Here is a 20,261-nt window from a genome sequence, read left to right as displayed (position 1 = left end):
CATAAAATTAATATACTAACATTTTACTCAAGCTCAACTTTAGTTGCTCCTGCTTCAATAAGTTTTTGCTTTATTTTTTCTGCTTCGTCTTTAGAAACATTAGCAGTCAAATCTTTGGGTAAAGACTCAACTAATTCTTTCGCTTCTTTTAAATTCAATGTAGAATTAACTTCTCTAATAGCTTTAATCACTCCTATTTTTTTGCTTGCATCAATCTCTTTGATTACAACTTTATATTCAGCTTTTTCTTGAGCAACAGGAGCAGTAGCATTATCACTAATAGGCACCCCAGCACCAACAGCTCCACCAAAAAAAGAACCACTAGGCAACCCTATTTTTTCTTCTAGAACCTTTACAAGTTCAGAAGCCTCTAATAGATTTAAAGATAATATTTTATCAACCAAATCACTTGTTACATTATTCATACTTACCACCTTATTTAACAACAAATTTATTTTTCAGAACTACAGTAATCCAAAACTCTCATAAGCCTCATAGAAGATGAATTAATAGACAATGCTAACCTAGCAGGAATATCATAAGATATTAAACGCATAATTTTAACACGCAATTCATCCAAAGAGGGAAGCTTAGCCAATTTGTTAACATCTTCCACTGTTAACAATTCATTTATATGAGCCGCACAAATCACAGACATTTTTTCTTTGTTAGCATTAATAAAATCAACTATTAACTTTGCAGCTTCTACTATAGCGCTAGAGTATATAATAGCAACAGAACCAGAAAATTTATCTGATAAATAAGAAAATTTACCAGTCCTTTCCAAAGCCAAGCAAGCTAGAGTATTTTTAACTACTAACATCCCACCCATTACAGATTTTAGACTATTCCTAAGAATTAATGAATTGCTAACATTCATAGACTTGAAATTTACCAATATTAAGAAATCATTATTGACAAACACATTCATTATGTTTTGTATAAATTCATCCTTATCTTTACGCTTCACAACTTCGCTCCCTTAAATTATATCTTCTACTTTGTTTATTTTATGAGCTTTACCCATAGTTGAATTTAAAAAAACGCTTTTAAAGTAAACTCCTTTCACAGAAGCAGGTTTATTGTCTCTAATTACTTTAAGAAAGGCTTTTAAATTTTCCAGCAAATCATCAATATCAAATTTAATACTTCCTAATTTACCATGAATAACCCCATTTTTATCCGTCCTGAATTTTATTTGACCAGACTTAATGGTTTTAGTAGCTTCCGCAATGTTAGAAGTCACAGTACCAAATTTAGGGTTAGGCATCAGCCCTTTAGCACCCAATACTTTTGCAATAGGAGTGATTTTTGCCATGAAATCAGGAGTAGTGATGCACCAATCAACATTCAACTTTCTACCTTTTTTTATCTCTTCAACTAAATCTTCTCCTCCTGTAATATCAGCACCAGCTTTTTCAGCTTCTAATAAATGTTTATCTTGAGCAAAAACAGCTACTTTAATATTCTTTCCGATACCTTTAGGCAAAACTACTGTACCACGCACCTGCTCTTCAGATTTACGTGAATCTACACCTAAATTGACTGCGATATCAACTGATTCATTAAATTTTGCTGAAGCAGACTCAACAATCTTCTCCAAACACTGCTTAGAATTATCATTATATGTACTCATTTACCTAACCTTCCACAACTTCTATACCCATAGATTTTGCAGTGCCTATAACCATCTTCACTGCTGAATCTTCATTATCCACTTTCATATCAACCATCTTACACTTTGCCACTTTAATGATAGCAGACATAGATAATTTAGCCACTAATTCTTTACCAGAATTACCAGAACCTTTACTTAATTTAGCTTCCTGCTTAAGCAAATAAGCCACAGGCGGACCGCTGACAGTAAAATCATGAGAGCGATCATCCTTTATGGAAATTCTCACCGTTACTAAATCACCTACTTTATAGCTAGCGTTAGCAGCGCTAGTAGCTTTATTAAAAGCTTCACAAAATTTAGGAACAGGTATACCACGCGGGCCAAGTACTGAAGCAATTTTCGGTCCTGGAACTGCTTTCCCAGCTTCCATAAGTAAGTTAATCTTAGCAACTATATTACTCATAATTAATCCTCTATTTTCTCTACTTGAGCCAAATCAAGCTCTATTATTGTTGGCTTACCTAAGATTGATACTTCAACATTAATAATTTTTTTCTCGCCATTTACCATATCTACCTTACCAGTAAAATTTTGAAAAAGACCATCATTAATTTTTACTTTTTCACCTTTCTCATAACCATAACTCAACTTTTTCGTTTCTTGAGCATTGTAAAGCGCACTACACATTGAGCGAATCTCATTATCCTCAATCACCTTTGGAGCATTACCATTTTTCAAAAATCCATAAACCTTAAGAGATTTTGGTATATTATTAATAAAATTTAATACCTCATCGCATAAATTCATGTATAAAAAGACATAACCAGGAAAGGACTTCCTTCGTTTAGCATTTTTTTTAGATTTTAAATCCATCTCACTTAATTCTTCACAAGGAATAAAAACCCTATTAAAATAACTATTAATATTCAATCTCATAGAATTTTCTAATATATATTGGCGCACTTTCTCTTCATAATTAGAGGCAACTCTTAAAATGTACCACTTATATCTATTAAATTCCTTACGTTTTAAAATTACCTCATCATCTGAAATCATCTCAAAATGACCAGACTCATCACCACAAAACCCAGTCATTTGATTCAAAATATTTTTGCTTTCATCACACAGATGCATACATATATATACTTCACATAACTCTTTTATATCAGATTTTACATCACATACTGTCTGATAAGGAATAAACACCTCCTTAAAGTAAACAGTATTGGTTGCCAACTCGCATATATCCTTCTCATACCCGTAATCGACTTTAATGATATACCATTTATACTTATATTCCATAAATAATTCCAAATAAAGTCTTAATTACGTAAAGAGACATAAAATCTACGAAGCAAAAGAAAATCGAAAAGCATAATATAACAGTTATTACAATAAACAAAGATGACAATACCTGCTGTTTTTTTATCCAAGCAATTCTCCTTATTTCTTGCTTTATATCGCAAAAAAAAACATACAGTTTTTTTAACATTTCTACCATAATATTAATGCAGGAGCGATAGGAATTGAACCTACAACCTCTGGTTTTGGAGACCAGCGCTCTACCAATTGAGCTACACTCCTATAATTCAAAGTTTACTCTAAAATTTCCGAAACAACGCCAGAACCAACAGTTCTACCACCTTCTCTTATCGCAAAACGCAATCCTTTATCCATTGCTATTGGTACTTGCAACTCCACTTCTATACTTACATTGTCCCCTGGCATTACCATCTCCTTTCCATCTAGCAATTTTATGCTCCCAGTTACATCCGTTGTCCTTAAATAAAACTGTGGCTGATAATTTCCAAAAAATGGTGTATGCCTTCCTCCTTCTTCTTTCTTCAATATATACACCTCCGCATTAAATTTCTTATGCGGGGTTATTGTCCCTGGTTTTGCCAATACTTGCCCTCTCTCCACTTCTTCTCTCTTTGTTCCTCTTAGTAGTATTCCTACATTGAGTCCTGCACTTCCCTTATCTAGCAACTTCTTAAACATCTCAACACCAGTACATATCGTCTTTTGCGTCGCTTTCAGACCTATTATCTCTATCTCATCCCCTGTCTTTATCTCCCCCTTCTCTATTCTTCCTGTTACTACCGTCCCTCGGCCCGATATTGAAAATACATCTTCTATTGGCAACAAAAACGGCAAATCTATAGGCCTTGGAGGTACTGCCACATACTCATCTAACTTCTCCATCAATTTATCTATTGATTTCTTTCCATACTCACTACTATCATCCTCTAATGCTTTTAACGCAGACCCAACTATCATAGGTACTTCATCACCTGGAAATCCATACTTACTCAGCAGCTCTCTCACTTCCATTTCTACCAAATCTATCATATCAGCATCAGCAACATCAGCTTTATTTATATATACCACGATATATCCAACACCCACCTGTTTTGCCAGCAATATATGCTCTCTCGTTTGTGGCATCGGCCCATCAACCCCTGACACTACCAATATCGCTGCATCCATCTGTGCTGCACCTACTATCATATTCTTTACATAATCAGCATGTCCAGGGCAATCAACGTGTGCATAGTGTCTCTTTTCTGTTTGATATTCAACATGCGCTGTTGCTATTGTTATCCCTCTCTTTCTTTCTTCTGGCGCTTTATCTATTTGATCATATGCTACAAAATTACCATAATGCTTTGTTATCGCCGCTGTTAACGTTGTCTTCCCATGATCCACATGTCCTATCGTTCCCACGTTTACATGCGGCTTTCCAAATGCTTCTACTATCGCTGTCATAATTATTAACCTTTAATTATACTTTAACTTTAATTCATCAACCACATATTGTGGCACTTGTTCATAACAAGAAAAATGCATACTATACTGAGCTCTTCCCTGAGATATAGAACGCAAAACATTTATATAACCAAACATATTCGCAAGAGGAACCGAAGCAGTAATTATTTTGCTATTATTACCTAAATCCAGCATATCAACAACACTGCCTCTTCTACCATTTATATCACCCATAACATCACCCATATATTCTTCAGGAGTAATGATTTCCACTTTCATTATAGGTTCTAGCATTTTGGGACCAGCTTTATTTGCCATTTCCTTAAAAGCACCTTTAGCAGCAAGCTCAAAAGCCAAAGGACTAGAATCAACATCATGAAAAGCACCATCAAGAAGAGTAGCCTTAAAATCAATCAATGGAAAGCCAGAAATTATACCACCTTCTTTTATCAACTCTAAGCCATTTTGCACTCCAGGTATATACTCTTTTGGAATAGCACCGCCTACAATTTTACTTTCAAACTGAAAGCCAAAACCAGGTTCAAGAGGTTCGAATTTTATTTTAACTTTAGCAAACTGACCAGCACCACCTGATTGTTTTTTATGAGTGTAATCAATTTCAACAGATTTAGTGATAGTTTCACGATATGCAACTTGAGGGGCACCAACGTTAGCTTCAACATTAAACTCGCGCTTCATTCTATCAATAATAATCTCAAGATGCAGCTCACCCATACCTTTCAATATAGTCTGCCCACTCTCCGCATTTACTGACATCCTCAAAGAAGGATCTTCTGCAACTAATCTATTCAAAGCAACACCTAATTTTTCCTGATCTGAGGTAGTTTTCGGTTCTATAGCAGTTTCAATAACAGGATCAGGAAATTCCATACGCTCTAATAGTATAGGAAAATCAGATGAACATAAAGTATCACCAGTAATTGTCTTCTTTAATCCAACTAAGGCAACTATATCACCAACTTTAGCTTCGTTTATATCTTCTCTGTTATTTGCATGCATAAGTAACATTCTACCAATTCCTTCAGTCTCATTCTTTCCAGCATTTAACACAGCAGATTTAGATTTTAACTTACCAGAATAAATACGAATAAACGTCAAGCTACCTACAAATTTATCCGTCATCACTTTAAACGCAAGAGCAACGAATTTCTCTTTTTCTGAAGGTTTGATCTCAATTTTCTTTTCTGAATCTTTAGGATCAGTTCCAATAATTACATCAACATCAATAGGAGAGGGTAAAAAATCAACCACACCATCCAAAAGTGATTGCACGCCTTTGTTTTTAAAAGCTGACCCACATAATACAGGGACAAATTTTCCTTTAATGGTCCCTCTTCTCACACACTTTTTCAATAAATCAGTTGGCAGATCGTTAGATTCAAAGTAAATATTTATCGCCTCATCATCCATTTCAGCTGCAGCATCTAATAAAAGATTTCGATACTCTTGAGCCTTATCAAGCAAATCAGAAGGAATATCTTCATAAGAAAATTTAGCGCCTAATGTTTCTTCTTGCCATATAATAGCTTTCATAGAAATAAGATCGATTATGCCTTTAAAATCTTTCTCACTTCCTATTGGCAATTGAATAACTAAAGGTGATGCGCCAAGCTTCGTTTTTATCATATCGATACATCGATAAAAATTTGCTCCTATTCTATCCATTTTATTAACAAAGCAGATACGAGGAACGGTATATTTATCAGCTTGACGCCAAACCGTCTCAGACTGAGGCTCAACTCCAGCAACTCCATCAAATACAGCAACTGCACCATCCAAAACCCTCAAAGATCTCTCAACCTCAATAGTGAAATCAACATGACCAGGAGTATCTATTATATTAATCCTATGATCATTCCAAAAACATGTTGTTGCAGCAGAGGTAATTGTAATGCCACGCTCCTTCTCTTGCTCCATCCAATCCATAGAAGCCGCACCATCGTGCACTTCACCAATCCTATTTTGTTTGCCAGTATAAAATAAAATACGCTCTGTTGTGGTGGTCTTGCCAGCATCTATATGAGCCATTATTCCTATATTTCTATACCTAGATATTAAAACTTCCATACCACAATCAATCAGCTAATATTAAAAACGAAGATGAGAAAATGCCTTATTAGCTTCAGCCATTTTATACTTTTCTTCACACATCTTAAATGCACCACCACATTTATTATAAGCATCTAATATTTCAGACTGCAAACAATAAACAGTAGTTCTACCACTCTTTTTTCGAGCAATAGAAGTTGCTCTAGCAATCCACCTTAATGCCAAAGAAATTGCTCTACCTTGACGAATTTCAACAGGGACTTGATAAGTTGCACCACCAATACGCCGAGAGCGTACTTCTATAGAAGGGGTAACATTTTCTACTGCTGTTTCAAAAATTGATAAGGCATCTTTGCCTATTTTCTTTTCAGCTAAGGACAAAGCACTATAAGCAATCTTTTCTGCAATAGATTTTTTACCACATTTCATAATTATATTAATAAAACGCATAAGCAAGACACTACCATAACGAGAGTCAGGGCTTGTTCTTTTTTTTGCTTTATTACGACGTGCCATAAATTTTAACCAGATTTCTTTACACCATATTTTGAACGGGCTTTCTTTCGATTTTGCACACCACGTAGATCAAGAGCACCTCTTATTATGTGATAACGCACACCCGGCAAATCCTTAACTCGCCCACCACGTATTAAAACAACGGAATGCTCTTGTAAATTATGACCTTCGCCAGGTATATAAGCCGTCACTTCACCGTATCCACTAATCTTTACTCTAGCTACCTTACGTAGTGCTGAATTAGGCTTTCTAGGAGTTGTAGTATATACCTTAGTGCAAACACCCCTTCTTTGAGGATTGCATTTTCCCAAAGCTGGCACCTTCTTCTTGCGAGTTAACCCTGATCTACCCTTACATATTAATTGATTTATCGTAGGCATATACTGTAAATTTAAAACTCTGAAAATAACTAAGTCTTAGTTATAAAATAATAAACCTCAATAGTCAATATAAAAATAAACATTACTACTCTAATAATCTCAGCCTAATTGCTTTGAAAGCTACTGATAATTATATGCTAAAGCGCATATTGGTTTTAATATTAAGAAATTATCACTTGCTGTGGTCGAATTAATATAGATATGGAACAAGTAATATACTGTGATGGCTATCAAAGAATATGCAGAAAATAATCCTTATAATAGAGCCAAGAGTTTCTAACATTAATGCAAAAATACTAACCGAATTACCAGTAAAGCCAGATGATTTTTACAATCCTACTCTTGACACTTAGATTTAATGCAGCTACCCTAAGTTCAAAATTCTATACTCAATTTTGCTGTTCTTGCATACAAGGAACACGTTTTTAGAATAATGAAAACAATCAGCGCTTTAATTAAAGAAGGGTCAAAGCTACTATCATCACATAGAATTGAATCACCACATTTGGATTGTGAAATCATCATGCAGTACGTACTTGGAGTAGAAAGATCATTCACAATCATGAATCACACCAATCAGGTACCAAGAAACAAAGAGCTTCTATTCTGGAAATTAACAAAAAAAAGAGCAGAAAGATATCCAATATCGCAAATAATAGGTAATCGTGAATTCTGGAGTAAAAATTTTATAGTTAACCAACATGTTCTAGATCCAAGACCAGATAGTGAGACAGTAATTTCAACAGTGTTAAAATATTACCAAAATAAGAAGCAAAAAATAAAAATTGCAGATTTTGGCACAGGCACAGGCTGTTTGTTGATCTCCATACTTAGTGAGTATGAATATGCTATTGGAGTTGGTTTTGAAAAAAGCCTGGAAGCATACAAAATTACCTGCCAGAACACAAAGAAACATAATCTTCTCAACAGAGCTAAAATATTTCCAAATTCGTGGACAGAATGTAGAGATTTATTTGATCTCATAATAAGCAATCCTCCATATATTAAAAGAAGTAAGTTAAAAAATCTGCAAGCTGAAGTGCAAAAAGAGCCAAGAATTGCTCTTGATGGTGGTATCGATGGATTGAGCTGTTACCTGAGTATTTTTCCAATATTGAAAAAGTGCCTTAAAAAAGATGGGTTTGCGATACTGGAAATAGGCGAAGATCAAAGCAATATTGACAAAATAATACCCTTATATGGACTGGCTTTTCAGGAATACGTATACGACTTGGCTGGAATGAAAAGATGCATTGTTGTAAAGCAAGATAAAGAACATGACTAGTAGAACGCTAGCTTTCTAAGAACCTGTTCATAATCTCAAGAAAGGCATAAAGTAAGAAAGAGTGTATAAATTAGGACATATGAGGAGTGTATACCCAAGTGACATAAGTCGAGAGAAGTTTGAGATTATTTCACCAAATCTGGAGTCTTGTGGAAAAAACAAAACCAAGAAAACTTGATTTGTATGATATATTTTGCGGAGTGTTGTACGCCCTAAAAAGTGGTTATCAGTGGAGGATGCTACCAAAAGGGTTTCCCAAAACGGCGCAATTGTTATGATTATTTCAAAAATGGAGTGAAAAAGTAAAAGGAAATAAAAAAAAGTATTTTGGAGTGCATGTTAAAAAAAATAGTTAGTGTGGTCCGACAAAACAATGTTTGGAAAGAAAAAACAGCTTGTGCATAATTGACGCTCAGAGTGTAAAGAACGCAGACACTGATGAAGAAAAAGGCTATGACGCTGGTAAAAAAATCTCAGGAATAAAACGCCATATCGCACAAGATATAGATGTTTGCTATTTATTCTTAAGCTTATTTAAATAGCATTTTACTTTTTTTAGTATGCAGAGATTTTCTAGAAATTATTCTATTGAATTCTATGATATTATTTTTTGTAGCATTGTTATACATACCATAAGAGTGAACTGACGAAATTTGTAAAGTAGCTTTATGGCTTAGCTACATGATACTAACACTCAAGTAAATTTTCATCAATGACGCAATTTGCTATGTCTATATCTCACATAACTTACAACTTGCTTTACTCCTTTTACTTTTCTTGCAATTGCTATTACAGCTTTCAATTCTGCCTTATTTTGAGCTATGCCCATCAAATAAACGACTCTATCAACTGTATTAACGCTATAATTAATTGATTTAATATTTCTTTTTCCCAAAAGCCTTGTGCTTATCTCTGCTGTTATCATACCATCTACAGTAACATCTAGCATAGAAGCCATTTTAATTGGTGTGACTCTTATTTCATTTATCACTTCTTTAATCTCTTTTTGCTGCCAAGCTATTTTCTCTGCTGTGAGTTGCTTTTCATGATTATCAACATTTCCAATGAGTAATACTCTTCCTTCACTCACTTTAACTTTTATAGATGAGAACAGTCCGTGTTTTAAGAGTCCCTTATTGATTCTTATTACTATAGTTGTATCATCAATAATGTTTCCCAAGGATTTATCTTGCATTGTTATTGCTGTAGCCGCTGCAGTTGCTGTTAACACTATACCACTTACAAGAGTCGTACAGCCACTCTGTGTAATCAGAAAAATTGCGAGTAAGAAGCTTGCTATTAATCTCATTATTAATTTCCAGAGTTTAGAGCCTTAATTAAAGAATATTAATAGCTTTTTTTATTGTGTAAATACTATAAATTGAATAAGCCTTGAATATTTCTAAGACAGTACTTATCTTAATAGTGTTAGTTAAAGTAATTCAGGCTTAGATTCATAGTGGAGTTAACCAGTATTATAAGTTCAGTCTGTGGTACTAAAATCTAATCTTTAAATTGCATAAGATGACAGAAGTGGTTATCTATAAGTTAATGAAGGGCTCTTGCGGATATGGCGGAAATTGGTAGACGTGCCAGGTTTAGGTCCTGGTGAGCTTGCTCGTGGGGGTTCAAGTCCCTCTATCCGCACTTAAAGTCATGTAACTCAGGTTTTAAGAGAAAATTTATAATCACTAAGTACACTTTGTTTGTATAAGAACCTGTTCTTAAGGATTGTATTTAACTTAAATTCTGATAAAATGGCTTTATTAAAACATAAATAAAATATTGATAACAGGTTGTAATGTCTAGTAATATACCTCAAAATGCAGTCGAAGCAGATACATTAAGTAATATATATACCTATAAGGAACTTAGTGTAGATAAACTAAAGTATGAGTATGAAATCACAGTTAGTAGTGATTATATAGAACAAAAGATAAACTCTAGATTACAAGAAATAGCGAAGAATGCAAGATTGCCTGGATTTAGATCAGGAAAGATGCCTTACGATCTTGTTGTTACAAATTATAAAAACGAAGCTTTGGAATATGTGATAAACGATACGATTGACTATTGCTCAAGTGATTTAATGAAAAAAATCGAAGTTAAGTCTCACATCCATCCTAAGGTTGATATTATGTCATTACCAAACCTGGATAAAAAGGATGAAAAAGGTGACTTTCTGTACAAATTATCTTTTGAATCGATGCCAAAAGTGCCAGTAATAGATCTTGATAAAATAAATTTGAAGAAAGTTAAGGCAAAAATCAAAGAGGGAGACATAAAAGAATTTATTGATTCTATAAAAACAAAATTCCCTAACTTTGTCTCTGTTGATGATGCTTCTTATCAAGCAAAAAACGAGGATAAACTGATAATTGACTTTGAAGGACGAATTAGAAATAAGCTCTTTCAAGGTGGAAGTGGCAAAAATTTTACTGTTAATTTAGGATCTGGAACATTTATAAATGGTTTTGAAGATCAATTAATTGGCATGAAAAAAGGGGAAACAAAAAGCTTTAAGTTGAGATTTCCTGAAGATTACCAGGTAATTTCCTTTGCGGGGCAGGAGGCTGCTTTTTCTGTTCGAGTTAATGATATTCAGATTGCCAAAGATTTGCAAAGTGATAATGAAATAGCTAGGAGAATTGGTTTTGAAGATCATTCTTCGCTAATAAATCATGTAAAAGAAGTAATTGATAATCAGTGTAAAGAAATGGAAGATCTCTTAATTAAGAAAGAGCTATTTGATTGTTTGGATGCTAGTTATAGTTTTGATTTGCCTATAGAAGTAGTAAAACAGGAACAGCAGAGAGTGGAAAGAGAGTTGAATGCTAAAGGTGATTCTTGTAAAGAAGCTGAAAGACGTGTAAAGCTTGCAATGCTATTTATGGAGTTCAGTAAAGAACATGAAATATCATTAACTCAAAATGATGTTATGAACGTTATTGTAAATCAATATGTCAGTAAAGATGTATCATTTGAAAGAGTATTTAAACATTTTAAATCAGATAAACAATTTCAGGAATTAGTTAGAGGGCAAGCGCTTGAGTATAAAGTGACAGATTATATGATAGAAAAAGTTAGTAAAGAAGAACAGATTGTTTCTGTGAAAGAATTAAAGGAATTATTTGATAATATTTGATAGGAAAAGGTATGACTCTTATACCAATTGTAGTTGAACAAACTAGTCGCGGTGAGCGGGCTTATGACATATATTCAAGGCTAGTAAAAGAAAGAATAATTTTCGTAACTGGCCCTATTGAAGACAACATGGCCAGCGTAATAGTAGCACAGCTTTTATTTTTAGAATCGGAAAATCCCGATAAAGACATTTGTATGTATATTAACTCACCAGGTGGTGTTGTAACTGCTGGTTTGTCGATCTACGATACAATGCAGTATATAAATCCAGACGTTTCAACTTTGTGTATAGGTCAAGCTGCATCTATGGGTTCTTTGTTGCTTACAGCTGGTGCGGAGGGTAAACGTTACTCGCTACCTCATTCAAGAATTATGATACATCAGCCATCTGGTGGTTATCGAGGTCAAGCAACTGACATAGAGATACATGCTAATGAAATTTTGCGAGTTAAGAAAAAACTAAATCAAATTTATGAAAAACATACTGGAAATTCACTAAAGAAAATTGAAGGAATGATGGAAAGAGATAAATTCATGGATCCTGAAGAAGCAATGAAAATTGGCTTAATTGATAGAGTAATAGCTGAGCGTAAAGATATGAAGATTGAAAATATTAAAGTTAAACAAAAGGTAGTTTAATGGATAACAATAATGATTTACACTACTGTTCTTTTTGTAACAAGGCACAAAACGAAGTAGATAAATTGATTACTAACTCTTCAGATGGTTTAAAGGTGTTCATTTGTAATGAATGCATAGAGTTATCCCATAAAGCAATAAGTCAAAAGAAAGAGAGGGCTTTTAATTCAGATCGTATATCTGATATGAAGCTATCAATAAAGAAACCCGAAGATATAAAAAATTTTCTTAGCAAGCATGTTGTAGGTCAGGAACATGCGCAACATGTTTTATCTGTAGCTATGTATAATCATTGTCAATCCATGGTGCAACTTCATTCTATAAGTGATGTTGAAATCGAGAAGTCAAATATAATGCTTATTGGCCCTACGGGTTCTGGTAAGACTTTGCTAGCAAAAACACTTGCCAAAGTTTCAGATGTACCATTTGCTATGGCTGATGCAACAACTTTGACTGAAGCAGGTTATGTAGGTGATGATGTAGAAAGCGTGTTATCACGTCTATTACAAGCTGCAAATTATGATGTTGCAAAGGCGCAGCATGGTATAGTGTTTATCGATGAAATAGACAAGATCACAAGAAAGTCTGAAAGCGCTTCAATAACCCGTGATGTTTCAGGTGAAGGGGTCCAACAAGCTCTACTAAAAATCATGGAAGGTACGGTTGCTTATGTTCCTCCACAAGGAGGGCGAAAACACCCGCAACAAGAGTTTATACAAGTAGACACTAGTAACATACTATTTATTTGTGGAGGAGCTTTTGAAGGCCTAAATAAAATTATTGAGGCAAGAAAAAAGGGAACATCAGTTGGCTTTGGAGCGGATATAAGTCAGTCTAAAGCACAAAAGAAAAAAAATGCTTTACGCGATGCTCAACCTGAGGACTTAATCAAATTCGGTTTAATACCCGAATTTGTAGGACGGGTTCCGATAATTGCTGTTTTAGATGAGCTGAATCATGAGGATTTAATACATGTGTTAACGGAACCAAGAAATGCGCTAATAAAACAATATAAAGCATTACTTGCATTTAGCAAAGTAACCCTTGAGTTTTCAGATGAAGCAATATCAGCTATTGCTAAAAAAGCTATGAGCTATAAAATAGGCGCAAGAATATTACGTACTATCTTAGGGTCACTTTTGCTTGATGTTATGTATATATCCGGCAACGGAGGTTTTGAAGGTAGCACTATAACGGTTACTAAGAAAATGGTAGAATTAGGCAAAGCAACGATTAATCATAATAATAAGGGTAGTGTTATAACGGTTAATGATTAATTTGAGGCATATATTATGAGTATTGGACGTGCTATAAACTTTAATTCTACTGTATTACCAGTATTACCTCTAAGAGATGTAGTAATTTTTCCAAATAGAATGTTGCCTTTATTCGTAGGTAGAGAAAAATCTGTTCATGCACTAGAGTATGCAATAAGTAGCAGTAGTCACCAAAACGAGATTTTTCTCATAGCACAAAAAGATGGTTCTGTTGATAATCCAGAGCCAGAGAATCTTTATGAAGTAGGCGTGTTAGCAAATATTATACAACCATTAATAAAACTGCCTGACAATGCAATAAAAGTCATGATTCATGGGGTAAGAAGGGGAAGAGTTATAGAATATATTAGCTCTCACACTTTGTTACAGGCCAGAGTAGAGTTGGATGATCATTATGAGTATGGAGAAAATGAAGATAATATTGATTTAGAAGCTTTAAGGCGTTCTGTTATAGATGCATTCGACAATTTGTGTAAACTAAGCAAGAAAAGTCGACCCGAGATTATTATTGACCCCATTGATCAAGTTAAAGAGGTTAATCAAATTGTAGATATGATAGCTTCGCACTTAAATATAAAGGTATCAGATAAGCAAAACATACTTGAAGTTTATAACCCAAAAGAGCGTTTAAAAAAAGTTTTTGTTCTTATTGAGAGAGAAATAAGTATTTTGAGTGCACAAAACCGCTTGTATAAGACAATTAAATCACAGGTTGAAAGTACTCAAAAAGTTTACTACCTTAATGAGCAATTAAAAGCTATACAGAAAGAATTAGGTGAGTTTGAAAATGGAGATGAAGGGAATATACTCAATGAATTTGAAAAAAAGATAAATGAAACAAAGCTTTCTGAGGAAGCAAAAGAGAAAGCCATAACTGACTTAAAGAGATATAAGAAAATGAATCCCATTTCTCCTGAAGCAACAGTTATATCTAGTTACTTGCATTGGTTGCTTGATTTGCCATGGGGAAAGTACAAAGATGCAAAAATTAACTTAAATGCGGCTAAAAAAATCTTAGATGAAAATCATCATGGCATAGAGAAAGTAAAAGATAGAATAATAGAATTTTTAGCAGTATTAAAGAGAGTAAAAGAGATAAAGGGTCCTATACTTTGCTTAGTTGGACCACCTGGTGTTGGTAAAACTTCTTTAGCTAAGTCTATGGCAAAAGCAGTAGGGAGAGATTTTGTTCGCATATCCCTTGGTGGTATACATGATGAATCTGAAATACGAGGACACAGAAAAACTTATATTGGCTCAATGCCTGGTAAAATCATTCAACACATGAAAAAAGCTAATTCATGCAACCCGCTTTTCCTGCTTGATGAAATAGATAAGATGGGTTCTGATTCGCGTGGTGATCCTGCATATGCATTACTTGAGGTTTTGGATACTGAGCACAATAAACATTTTACAGATCATTACTTGGAAGTTGAGTTTGATCTTTCAAGTGTAATGTTTGTAGCCACAGCAAATAGCTTAAAATTACCGCATCCTTTGCGTGATAGGATGGAAATTATACAATTATCTGGCTATACCGAAGACGAGAAGATCAGTATTGCTACACATCACCTTATTCCAAAATTAAAAAAAGAGCATGGTTTGCATCAGAAGGAGTGGGAAATAAGCAATGAAGCATTATACGAGTTGATACGTTTATATACACGTGAAAGCGGCATGCGAAGCATGGAAAGGGAACTTGCAAAACTCATGAGAAAAGCAGTTAAAGCAATATTAACTGCTAAAAATAAGAAAATATCCGTAGAGGTTGGTAATTTACAAGATTATCTAGGGGTACGTAAGTATACCTTTGGCATTGCAGAAAATGAGAGTTTGGTAGGGATAGTAACTGGTCTTGCCTATACTGAAACAGGTGGTGATATTTTGATGATAGAGTCAGTCCTAATTCCTGGTAAGGGGGAGATAAAATATACAGGAAAGCTTGGAGAAGTTATGCAAGAGTCTATAAGAGCTGCGTATAGTTATGTGCGATCAAATTGTTTATTTTTCGGTATAAAGCCCGAAAAATTCCAAAATAATGATATACATTTGCATGTACCTGAAGGTGCTGTGCCAAAAGATGGCCCTTCTGCTGGCAGCGCGGTATGTACGTCTATTGTTTCTCTTATGACGAATATACCAGTTAACAAAAATGTTGCTATGACAGGCGAAGTGACATTGCGTGGTAGAGTGTTGGCTATTGGGGGTTTGAGAGAAAAATTGCTTGCAGCGCTCAGAGGATCAATCAAAACTGTGATTATACCAAGTGAAAATGAGAAAGATATGCAAGAGATTCCCGCAAATATTAAAAAAGGGATCAACGTAATTTTTGCTAAGAATATTGATGAAGTTATAAAAATTGCTTTAACTCGCCCTATTACTTCAATTGATGGTGATAATCAAAATAGTCTACCTTCCTCTATAGAAAATAAAGATAGTACCTTCTCTGCGTTAGAAACATTAAAGCACTAAATTGAAAAGGTTTATGCAATTTTCGTTTCTTTTTTTTAATTTCAAAGCTCTGATTTGAATATATAAATTACAAGTAACATATATGGCAATTTCATAAGTTCATTTTTCAAGCATATATTGCAATATCTCACTAGCAATTGCAACATCTTGGCGTGGGGTTTTGCCGTGTTCTATAAACACTGAGATTGCATAGCGCGGATCATGGTAGGGGCCATAAGCGATAAACAATTTATGACTTTCACCTTTAGAGTTTATCTCTGGTGTACCGGTTTTGCCAGCAATTTGTATACTGCCTAGTCCTTTTCTATAGTTAGAATTCACCACGTCAAACATAGCTTTTCGAACCACACTAAGATGCTCATGATTCACATCAATATCAAGAAAGTCTTGCCCTGATTTACTCATCTCAATGTGGGGAATTACCTCCTTTCCTGTTGCAACCCTCGCTGCAAGAACTGCAAGCTGTAATGGCGTTGTAAGTAAATACCCTTGTCCTATAACTAAGTTAATGGTATCACCTAAATACCACTCTGAATATAGCTTGCGTGCACGCCAATTCATGTCAGGCAACAATCCCGGAGCTTCTTCCTTAAACATTCCAATTAATGGTCCACTTCCTATACCAAATTTGCTAGCCATTTCTAGTAGAGAATCTACATTTATTTTTTTTCCTATATTATAAAAGTAAGTGTTGCATGAGAAGGACATTGCCTCGTTTAAAGATACATATCCATGGACTTTGCTTTTTAGGCAACGAAATTTTCGTTCACCTATTTTCATATAGCCCCTACACGAGAACTTTTCTTCTGGTGTTATTATTCCATCTTTTAAACCCGCAAGCGCATCTATTATTTTAAATATTGAACCAGGTGGAATTTGATATGATAATGCACGGTTTACAAGCGGTAACGAAGGAATATTTAAACTTTCCCAAGTTTCATTTGATAATCTGCTAGTGAAAAGATTATTATCGTAAGAAGGTGAGTTATACAATGCTAAAATTTCTCCGTTATTTACATCAATTACCACTGTGGAACCTTGGTGGTCTTTAAATATCTCTGCGATTTTTTTCTGTAAATCAACATCAATTGTCAGCTGTACATCTTGTCCGTCTTGCTGCGGTATACTAGACAACTCTCTCGTGATATGCTTCTTAGAATTTATTTCCTGCTCGGACTTTCCCGGCTTGCCTTTTAATACATGATCATATGTATATTCAATTCCACTAACCCCTGCTTCATTTATGTCTTGCTGTCTTTTTGTATATCCGATTATATGAGAACATATCGAACCAAACGGGTAATAACGTTTATAAAGAGCAGTTATTTTTGTATCTGATGATTTTGTTGCATCAGGTTTAATTTCTGATAACATCTGCAAATCAACTTCCCTAGTAAAGGTTTTTTGCCCATCAAATAAAACAATATATGAAATTTTGTTTACTGCGAGTTCAACGCTATTCCTATCCAAAATCCTGCCTCGTTTAGGCACAATAGTAACAACTTTTATCCTATTATTATTGGATAGCACTTCATATTTTTGTCTATCTCGTACTTGTAAAGTATACAACCTATAACTAAAAATAGCAGAAATAGTAAGCTGAATACCACCTAATATGAATGCCCTGCGGTTGAAGACCTTGTTTTTTGTCCACATAGAATTCCTTTAGAATGCACTCCTTCTCTTTTTACTGGCACATTTCTAGCTTTCACTACATCACAAACCCTTTCTTCCCACTCACTTAAGGTAACAAGTTTGTAACCCGATTTTTTTAGTATTTCAATAATCTGAGGTAAAGCTTCAACTGTATTTGATTTGTTATCGTGATCATGGAACAATATAATCGCTCCATTATGTACATTGCTTAAAACTCTTTCAACCAGAATCTCTGATTTATCACCTTGCCAATCCAGAGAATCAACAGTCCATAATATGGAATACATATTTAATCGATTAGTATTTTCGATCAAATTATCATTGTGACATCCATATGGTGGACGAAACCATTTTACATTCTGTTCTGTTGCATTTTTAATTGCCACATTTGTCTTTTCCAGTTCTTGCAATTGCTCCTCACTTGAAAGTGATGTCAACTTCCTATGCGACCAAGAATGATTACCTAATTCATGACCTGCTTGATGGATCTTTTCTACTATTTTAGATGTTTTTTTATTTATGCGTTCACCAAGCAAAAAAAATGTCGCTTTTGTTTTATTGCTCTCCAGAATATTAATAATATCTCCCGATCTATTATAAGATGGACCATCATCAAACGTAAGCGCAACGAACTTATCGTTGTTATTCAATAATTTCTTTATATTACTTAAATTTTTATATGATAGATCCAAATCACAATTGAGCCCACGATACGGTAAGTTAAAGTTACAATCACTACAGAAAACTGCGCTTGAATATAGCAAAAGAAAAGCGATTATTCTTATAAACATATATAATCAGCAAAGTGATAGAGTACTACACTTTTTTGCTAAATTAAACCACTTTTAACAGCTACTGTTTACTTCGTTACTTTGTCAATATATTATATTAATAACTTTACATAATATAGTATGATTGCAAATATAAATACCGTTGCACTTCAGGGAACCAGCACAGTAAATGTTAATGCACAAATTCACATGGCAAATGGTATTCCAGCTTTTAATATTGTTGGACTGCCGGATAAAACTGTTGCAGAATCGAGAGAGCGTATCAGAGCAGCGTTAAATTCAATCAATCTTCTGTTACCTCCAAAAAGGATTACGGTTAATCTTTCCCCTGCGGATTTGCTTAAAGAAGGTAGTCATTATGACTTAGCTATTGCTGTTGGATTACTTGTTGTAATGAATGTGATACCAGTTGAAAAAGTTCAGTCTTATATAATTATGGGCGAGCTTGCACTAGACAGCAGAGTCATACCAATCTCAGGAGTACTTCCAACAGCAATCAATGCAAAACAGGCAAATAAAAGAGTAATTTGCCCAAGGGGAAATGGAGTAGAAGCTTCATGGGTAAAGAATGTTTCTATTCTAGCTATAGAGAAATTAACCGATATTATCAGACATTTTAAAGGTGAGCAGTTAATTCAGCCGGTAACTTTTAACTATAGCGCTGCACCCAAAGAAAAAAATTCAGTTCTAGATATAAAGGATATTAAAGGTTAAGTTGTTGCAATAAAGAGCAGCTGAAATTGCAGCAGCAGGTGGACACAATATGCTTCTTGTTGGACCTCCTGGTACTGGAAAGTCAATGCTTGCTAAGCGATTTATAGGGCTATTACCCGATTTGACTGAACAAGAGATGATTGATGTTAATATCATCTCTGGCATAACAAAAGCCGGTAACGAAACATTTAAAGTAACTCGCCCCTTTCGTGAACCTCATCATTCATGCTCCATGCCAGCGATGATCGGAGGAGGAAAAAATGCAAAGCCTGGGGAAATCACCATGGCTCACAATGGTGTGTTATTTCTTGATGAGCTACCTGAATTTCCAAGGCTTGTGCTTGATTCTCTACGTCAACCACTTGAAGATAGAAAAGTTACTATTGCACGTGCAAATGCTCACATTACTTATCCAGCTAATTTTCAACTTATAGCTGCAATGAATTCCTGCAGGTGCGGTTACTTAGGTGATGCAAGTAGATCGTGCAACAAAGCTCCAAAATGCGGCACAGATTATAGAAATAAAATATCAGGACCTTTGCTTGATAGAATAGACATATGCATTGAAATGCCAAACGTTAGCATACTTTCTCCTGAAATCTCTGTGGAGGGAGAAAGTACCGAGGTTATAAGAGGAAGGGTGATAGGAGCGAGAAAAATTCAAACTGAGCGTTATAGTAAATTTAATATTCGTTGCAATGCAGAAGTCAGTGGTGAAGCATTAAATAAATTCACTGAACCAGATCAGGAAGGGTTAGAATTGCTAAAATACGTACTGAAAGAAAATTACATTTCCAATCGAGGCTATACACGTGTATTAAGAGTCGCAAGAACCATTGCAGATCTTGCGAAAAGTGAGGAAATAAAAAGAGCACACATCTCAGAAGCGCTGAATTACAGAATAAGAATGTATAAATAAATTAATTTACT

General features: G+C 34.6%; 18 protein-coding genes, 2 tRNA genes and 2 pseudogenes. 8 read left to right on the top strand and 14 right to left on the bottom strand.

Annotated features, from left to right (window positions below; genetic code table 11):
- Positions 1–23: 23 nt before the first annotated feature.
- From rplL to rpsL, 11 genes are all read right to left on the bottom strand, one after another.
- Positions 24–425, bottom strand: a complete 402-nt coding sequence (gene rplL / locus AAGD63_RS01370; RefSeq protein WP_341813564.1) for a 50S ribosomal protein L7/L12 — start codon at positions 423–425, stop codon at positions 24–26.
- A 26-nt stretch (positions 426–451) separates the two neighbouring features.
- Positions 452–970, bottom strand: coding sequence for a 50S ribosomal protein L10 (rplJ, locus tag AAGD63_RS01365; protein WP_341813563.1), 519 nt, complete (start codon positions 968–970; stop codon positions 452–454).
- 12 nt (positions 971–982) lie between these two features.
- On the bottom strand, positions 983–1,636 hold the full coding sequence (gene rplA, locus AAGD63_RS01360; protein ID WP_213864005.1) for a 50S ribosomal protein L1: 654 nt from the start codon (positions 1,634–1,636) through the stop codon (positions 983–985).
- Positions 1,637–1,640: 4 nt separating this feature from the next.
- Positions 1,641–2,081 carry a 50S ribosomal protein L11 gene (locus tag AAGD63_RS01355; RefSeq protein WP_143689749.1) on the bottom strand — a complete coding sequence of 147 codons (441 nt, stop codon included), beginning with the start codon at positions 2,079–2,081 and terminating at the stop codon, positions 1,641–1,643.
- A 2-nt stretch (positions 2,082–2,083) separates the two neighbouring features.
- Complete coding sequence (gene nusG, locus AAGD63_RS01350; protein ID WP_341813562.1) at positions 2,084–2,920, bottom strand: transcription termination/antitermination protein NusG; 837 nt, start codon at positions 2,918–2,920, stop codon at positions 2,084–2,086.
- Positions 2,910–3,110 carry a preprotein translocase subunit SecE gene (gene secE, locus AAGD63_RS01345; RefSeq protein WP_341813561.1) on the bottom strand — a complete coding sequence of 67 codons (201 nt, stop codon included), beginning with the start codon at positions 3,108–3,110 and terminating at the stop codon, positions 2,910–2,912. Before secE ends, nusG begins: the two co-directional genes overlap by 11 nt.
- Before the next feature lie 19 nt (positions 3,111–3,129).
- Positions 3,130–3,202, bottom strand: a tRNA-Trp gene (locus tag AAGD63_RS01340).
- Between the two features lie 12 nt (positions 3,203–3,214).
- Positions 3,215–4,387, bottom strand: a complete 1,173-nt coding sequence (gene tuf, locus AAGD63_RS01335) for an elongation factor Tu (protein WP_007301992.1) — start codon at positions 4,385–4,387, stop codon at positions 3,215–3,217.
- A 12-nt stretch (positions 4,388–4,399) separates the two neighbouring features.
- Entirely contained in the window at positions 4,400–6,475 is a 2,076-nt protein-coding gene (fusA, locus tag AAGD63_RS01330; RefSeq protein WP_341813560.1) for an elongation factor G, read from the bottom strand.
- Positions 6,476–6,496: 21 nt separating this feature from the next.
- Complete coding sequence (rpsG, locus tag AAGD63_RS01325; RefSeq protein ID WP_341813559.1) at positions 6,497–6,973, bottom strand: 30S ribosomal protein S7; 477 nt, start codon at positions 6,971–6,973, stop codon at positions 6,497–6,499.
- A gap of 5 nt (positions 6,974–6,978) precedes the next feature.
- Complete coding sequence (rpsL, locus tag AAGD63_RS01320; RefSeq protein ID WP_010406837.1) at positions 6,979–7,353, bottom strand: 30S ribosomal protein S12; 375 nt, start codon at positions 7,351–7,353, stop codon at positions 6,979–6,981.
- A gap of 433 nt (positions 7,354–7,786) precedes the next feature.
- Here rpsL and prmC point away from each other — a divergent pair, with 433 nt between their 5' ends.
- Complete coding sequence (gene prmC, locus AAGD63_RS01315; RefSeq protein WP_019236648.1) at positions 7,787–8,638, top strand: peptide chain release factor N(5)-glutamine methyltransferase; 852 nt, start codon at positions 7,787–7,789, stop codon at positions 8,636–8,638.
- A 79-nt stretch (positions 8,639–8,717) separates the two neighbouring features.
- Positions 8,718–9,141: pseudogene (locus AAGD63_RS06130) on the top strand (transposase); the annotation flags it as partial.
- A 206-nt stretch (positions 9,142–9,347) separates the two neighbouring features.
- Here the strand turns inward: AAGD63_RS06130 and AAGD63_RS01305 are convergent.
- The gene (locus AAGD63_RS01305) at positions 9,348–9,947 is read right to left on the bottom strand and encodes a BON domain-containing protein (RefSeq protein ID WP_264331275.1); all 600 of its coding nucleotides are present in this window, start codon (positions 9,945–9,947) and stop codon (positions 9,348–9,350) included.
- Between the two features lie 255 nt (positions 9,948–10,202).
- Here AAGD63_RS01305 and AAGD63_RS01300 point away from each other — a divergent pair.
- From AAGD63_RS01300 to lon, 5 genes are all read left to right on the top strand, one after another.
- A tRNA-Leu gene (locus AAGD63_RS01300) sits at positions 10,203–10,285 on the top strand.
- A 154-nt stretch (positions 10,286–10,439) separates the two neighbouring features.
- Complete coding sequence (gene tig / locus AAGD63_RS01295) at positions 10,440–11,783, top strand: trigger factor (RefSeq protein WP_341813557.1); 1,344 nt, start codon at positions 10,440–10,442, stop codon at positions 11,781–11,783.
- 11 nt (positions 11,784–11,794) lie between these two features.
- The gene (clpP, locus tag AAGD63_RS01290; RefSeq protein WP_039950743.1) at positions 11,795–12,421 is read left to right on the top strand and encodes an ATP-dependent Clp endopeptidase proteolytic subunit ClpP; all 627 of its coding nucleotides are present in this window, start codon (positions 11,795–11,797) and stop codon (positions 12,419–12,421) included.
- On the top strand, positions 12,421–13,698 hold the full coding sequence (gene clpX / locus AAGD63_RS01285) for an ATP-dependent Clp protease ATP-binding subunit ClpX (RefSeq protein ID WP_341813556.1): 1,278 nt from the start codon (positions 12,421–12,423) through the stop codon (positions 13,696–13,698). Before clpP ends, clpX begins: the two co-directional genes overlap by 1 nt.
- 15 nt (positions 13,699–13,713) lie before the next feature.
- Entirely contained in the window at positions 13,714–16,170 is a 2,457-nt protein-coding gene (lon, locus tag AAGD63_RS01280; protein ID WP_341813555.1) for an endopeptidase La, read from the top strand.
- 99 nt (positions 16,171–16,269) lie between these two features.
- On the opposite strand, the gene AAGD63_RS01275 is transcribed toward lon, so the two are convergent.
- Positions 16,270–17,826, bottom strand: coding sequence for a penicillin-binding transpeptidase domain-containing protein (locus AAGD63_RS01275; protein ID WP_341813554.1), 1,557 nt, complete (start codon positions 17,824–17,826; stop codon positions 16,270–16,272).
- Complete coding sequence (locus tag AAGD63_RS01270; protein WP_341813553.1) at positions 17,781–18,617, bottom strand: polysaccharide deacetylase family protein; 837 nt, start codon at positions 18,615–18,617, stop codon at positions 17,781–17,783. The genes AAGD63_RS01275 and AAGD63_RS01270 overlap by 46 nt, the downstream gene beginning before the upstream one ends.
- A gap of 120 nt (positions 18,618–18,737) precedes the next feature.
- On the opposite strand from AAGD63_RS01270, the pseudogene AAGD63_RS01265 reads away from it, so the two are divergent.
- A pseudogene (locus tag AAGD63_RS01265) lies at positions 18,738–20,250 on the top strand (YifB family Mg chelatase-like AAA ATPase).
- Positions 20,251–20,261 lie beyond the last annotated feature (11 nt).

The organism is Wolbachia endosymbiont (group B) of Germaria angustata (assembly GCF_964026725.1).
GTDB lineage: Bacteria > Pseudomonadota > Alphaproteobacteria > Rickettsiales > Anaplasmataceae > Wolbachia > Wolbachia pipientis_C.
The sequence above is the reverse complement of the archived record's forward strand: the minus strand, read 5'-3'. Positions and strand labels throughout refer to the sequence as shown.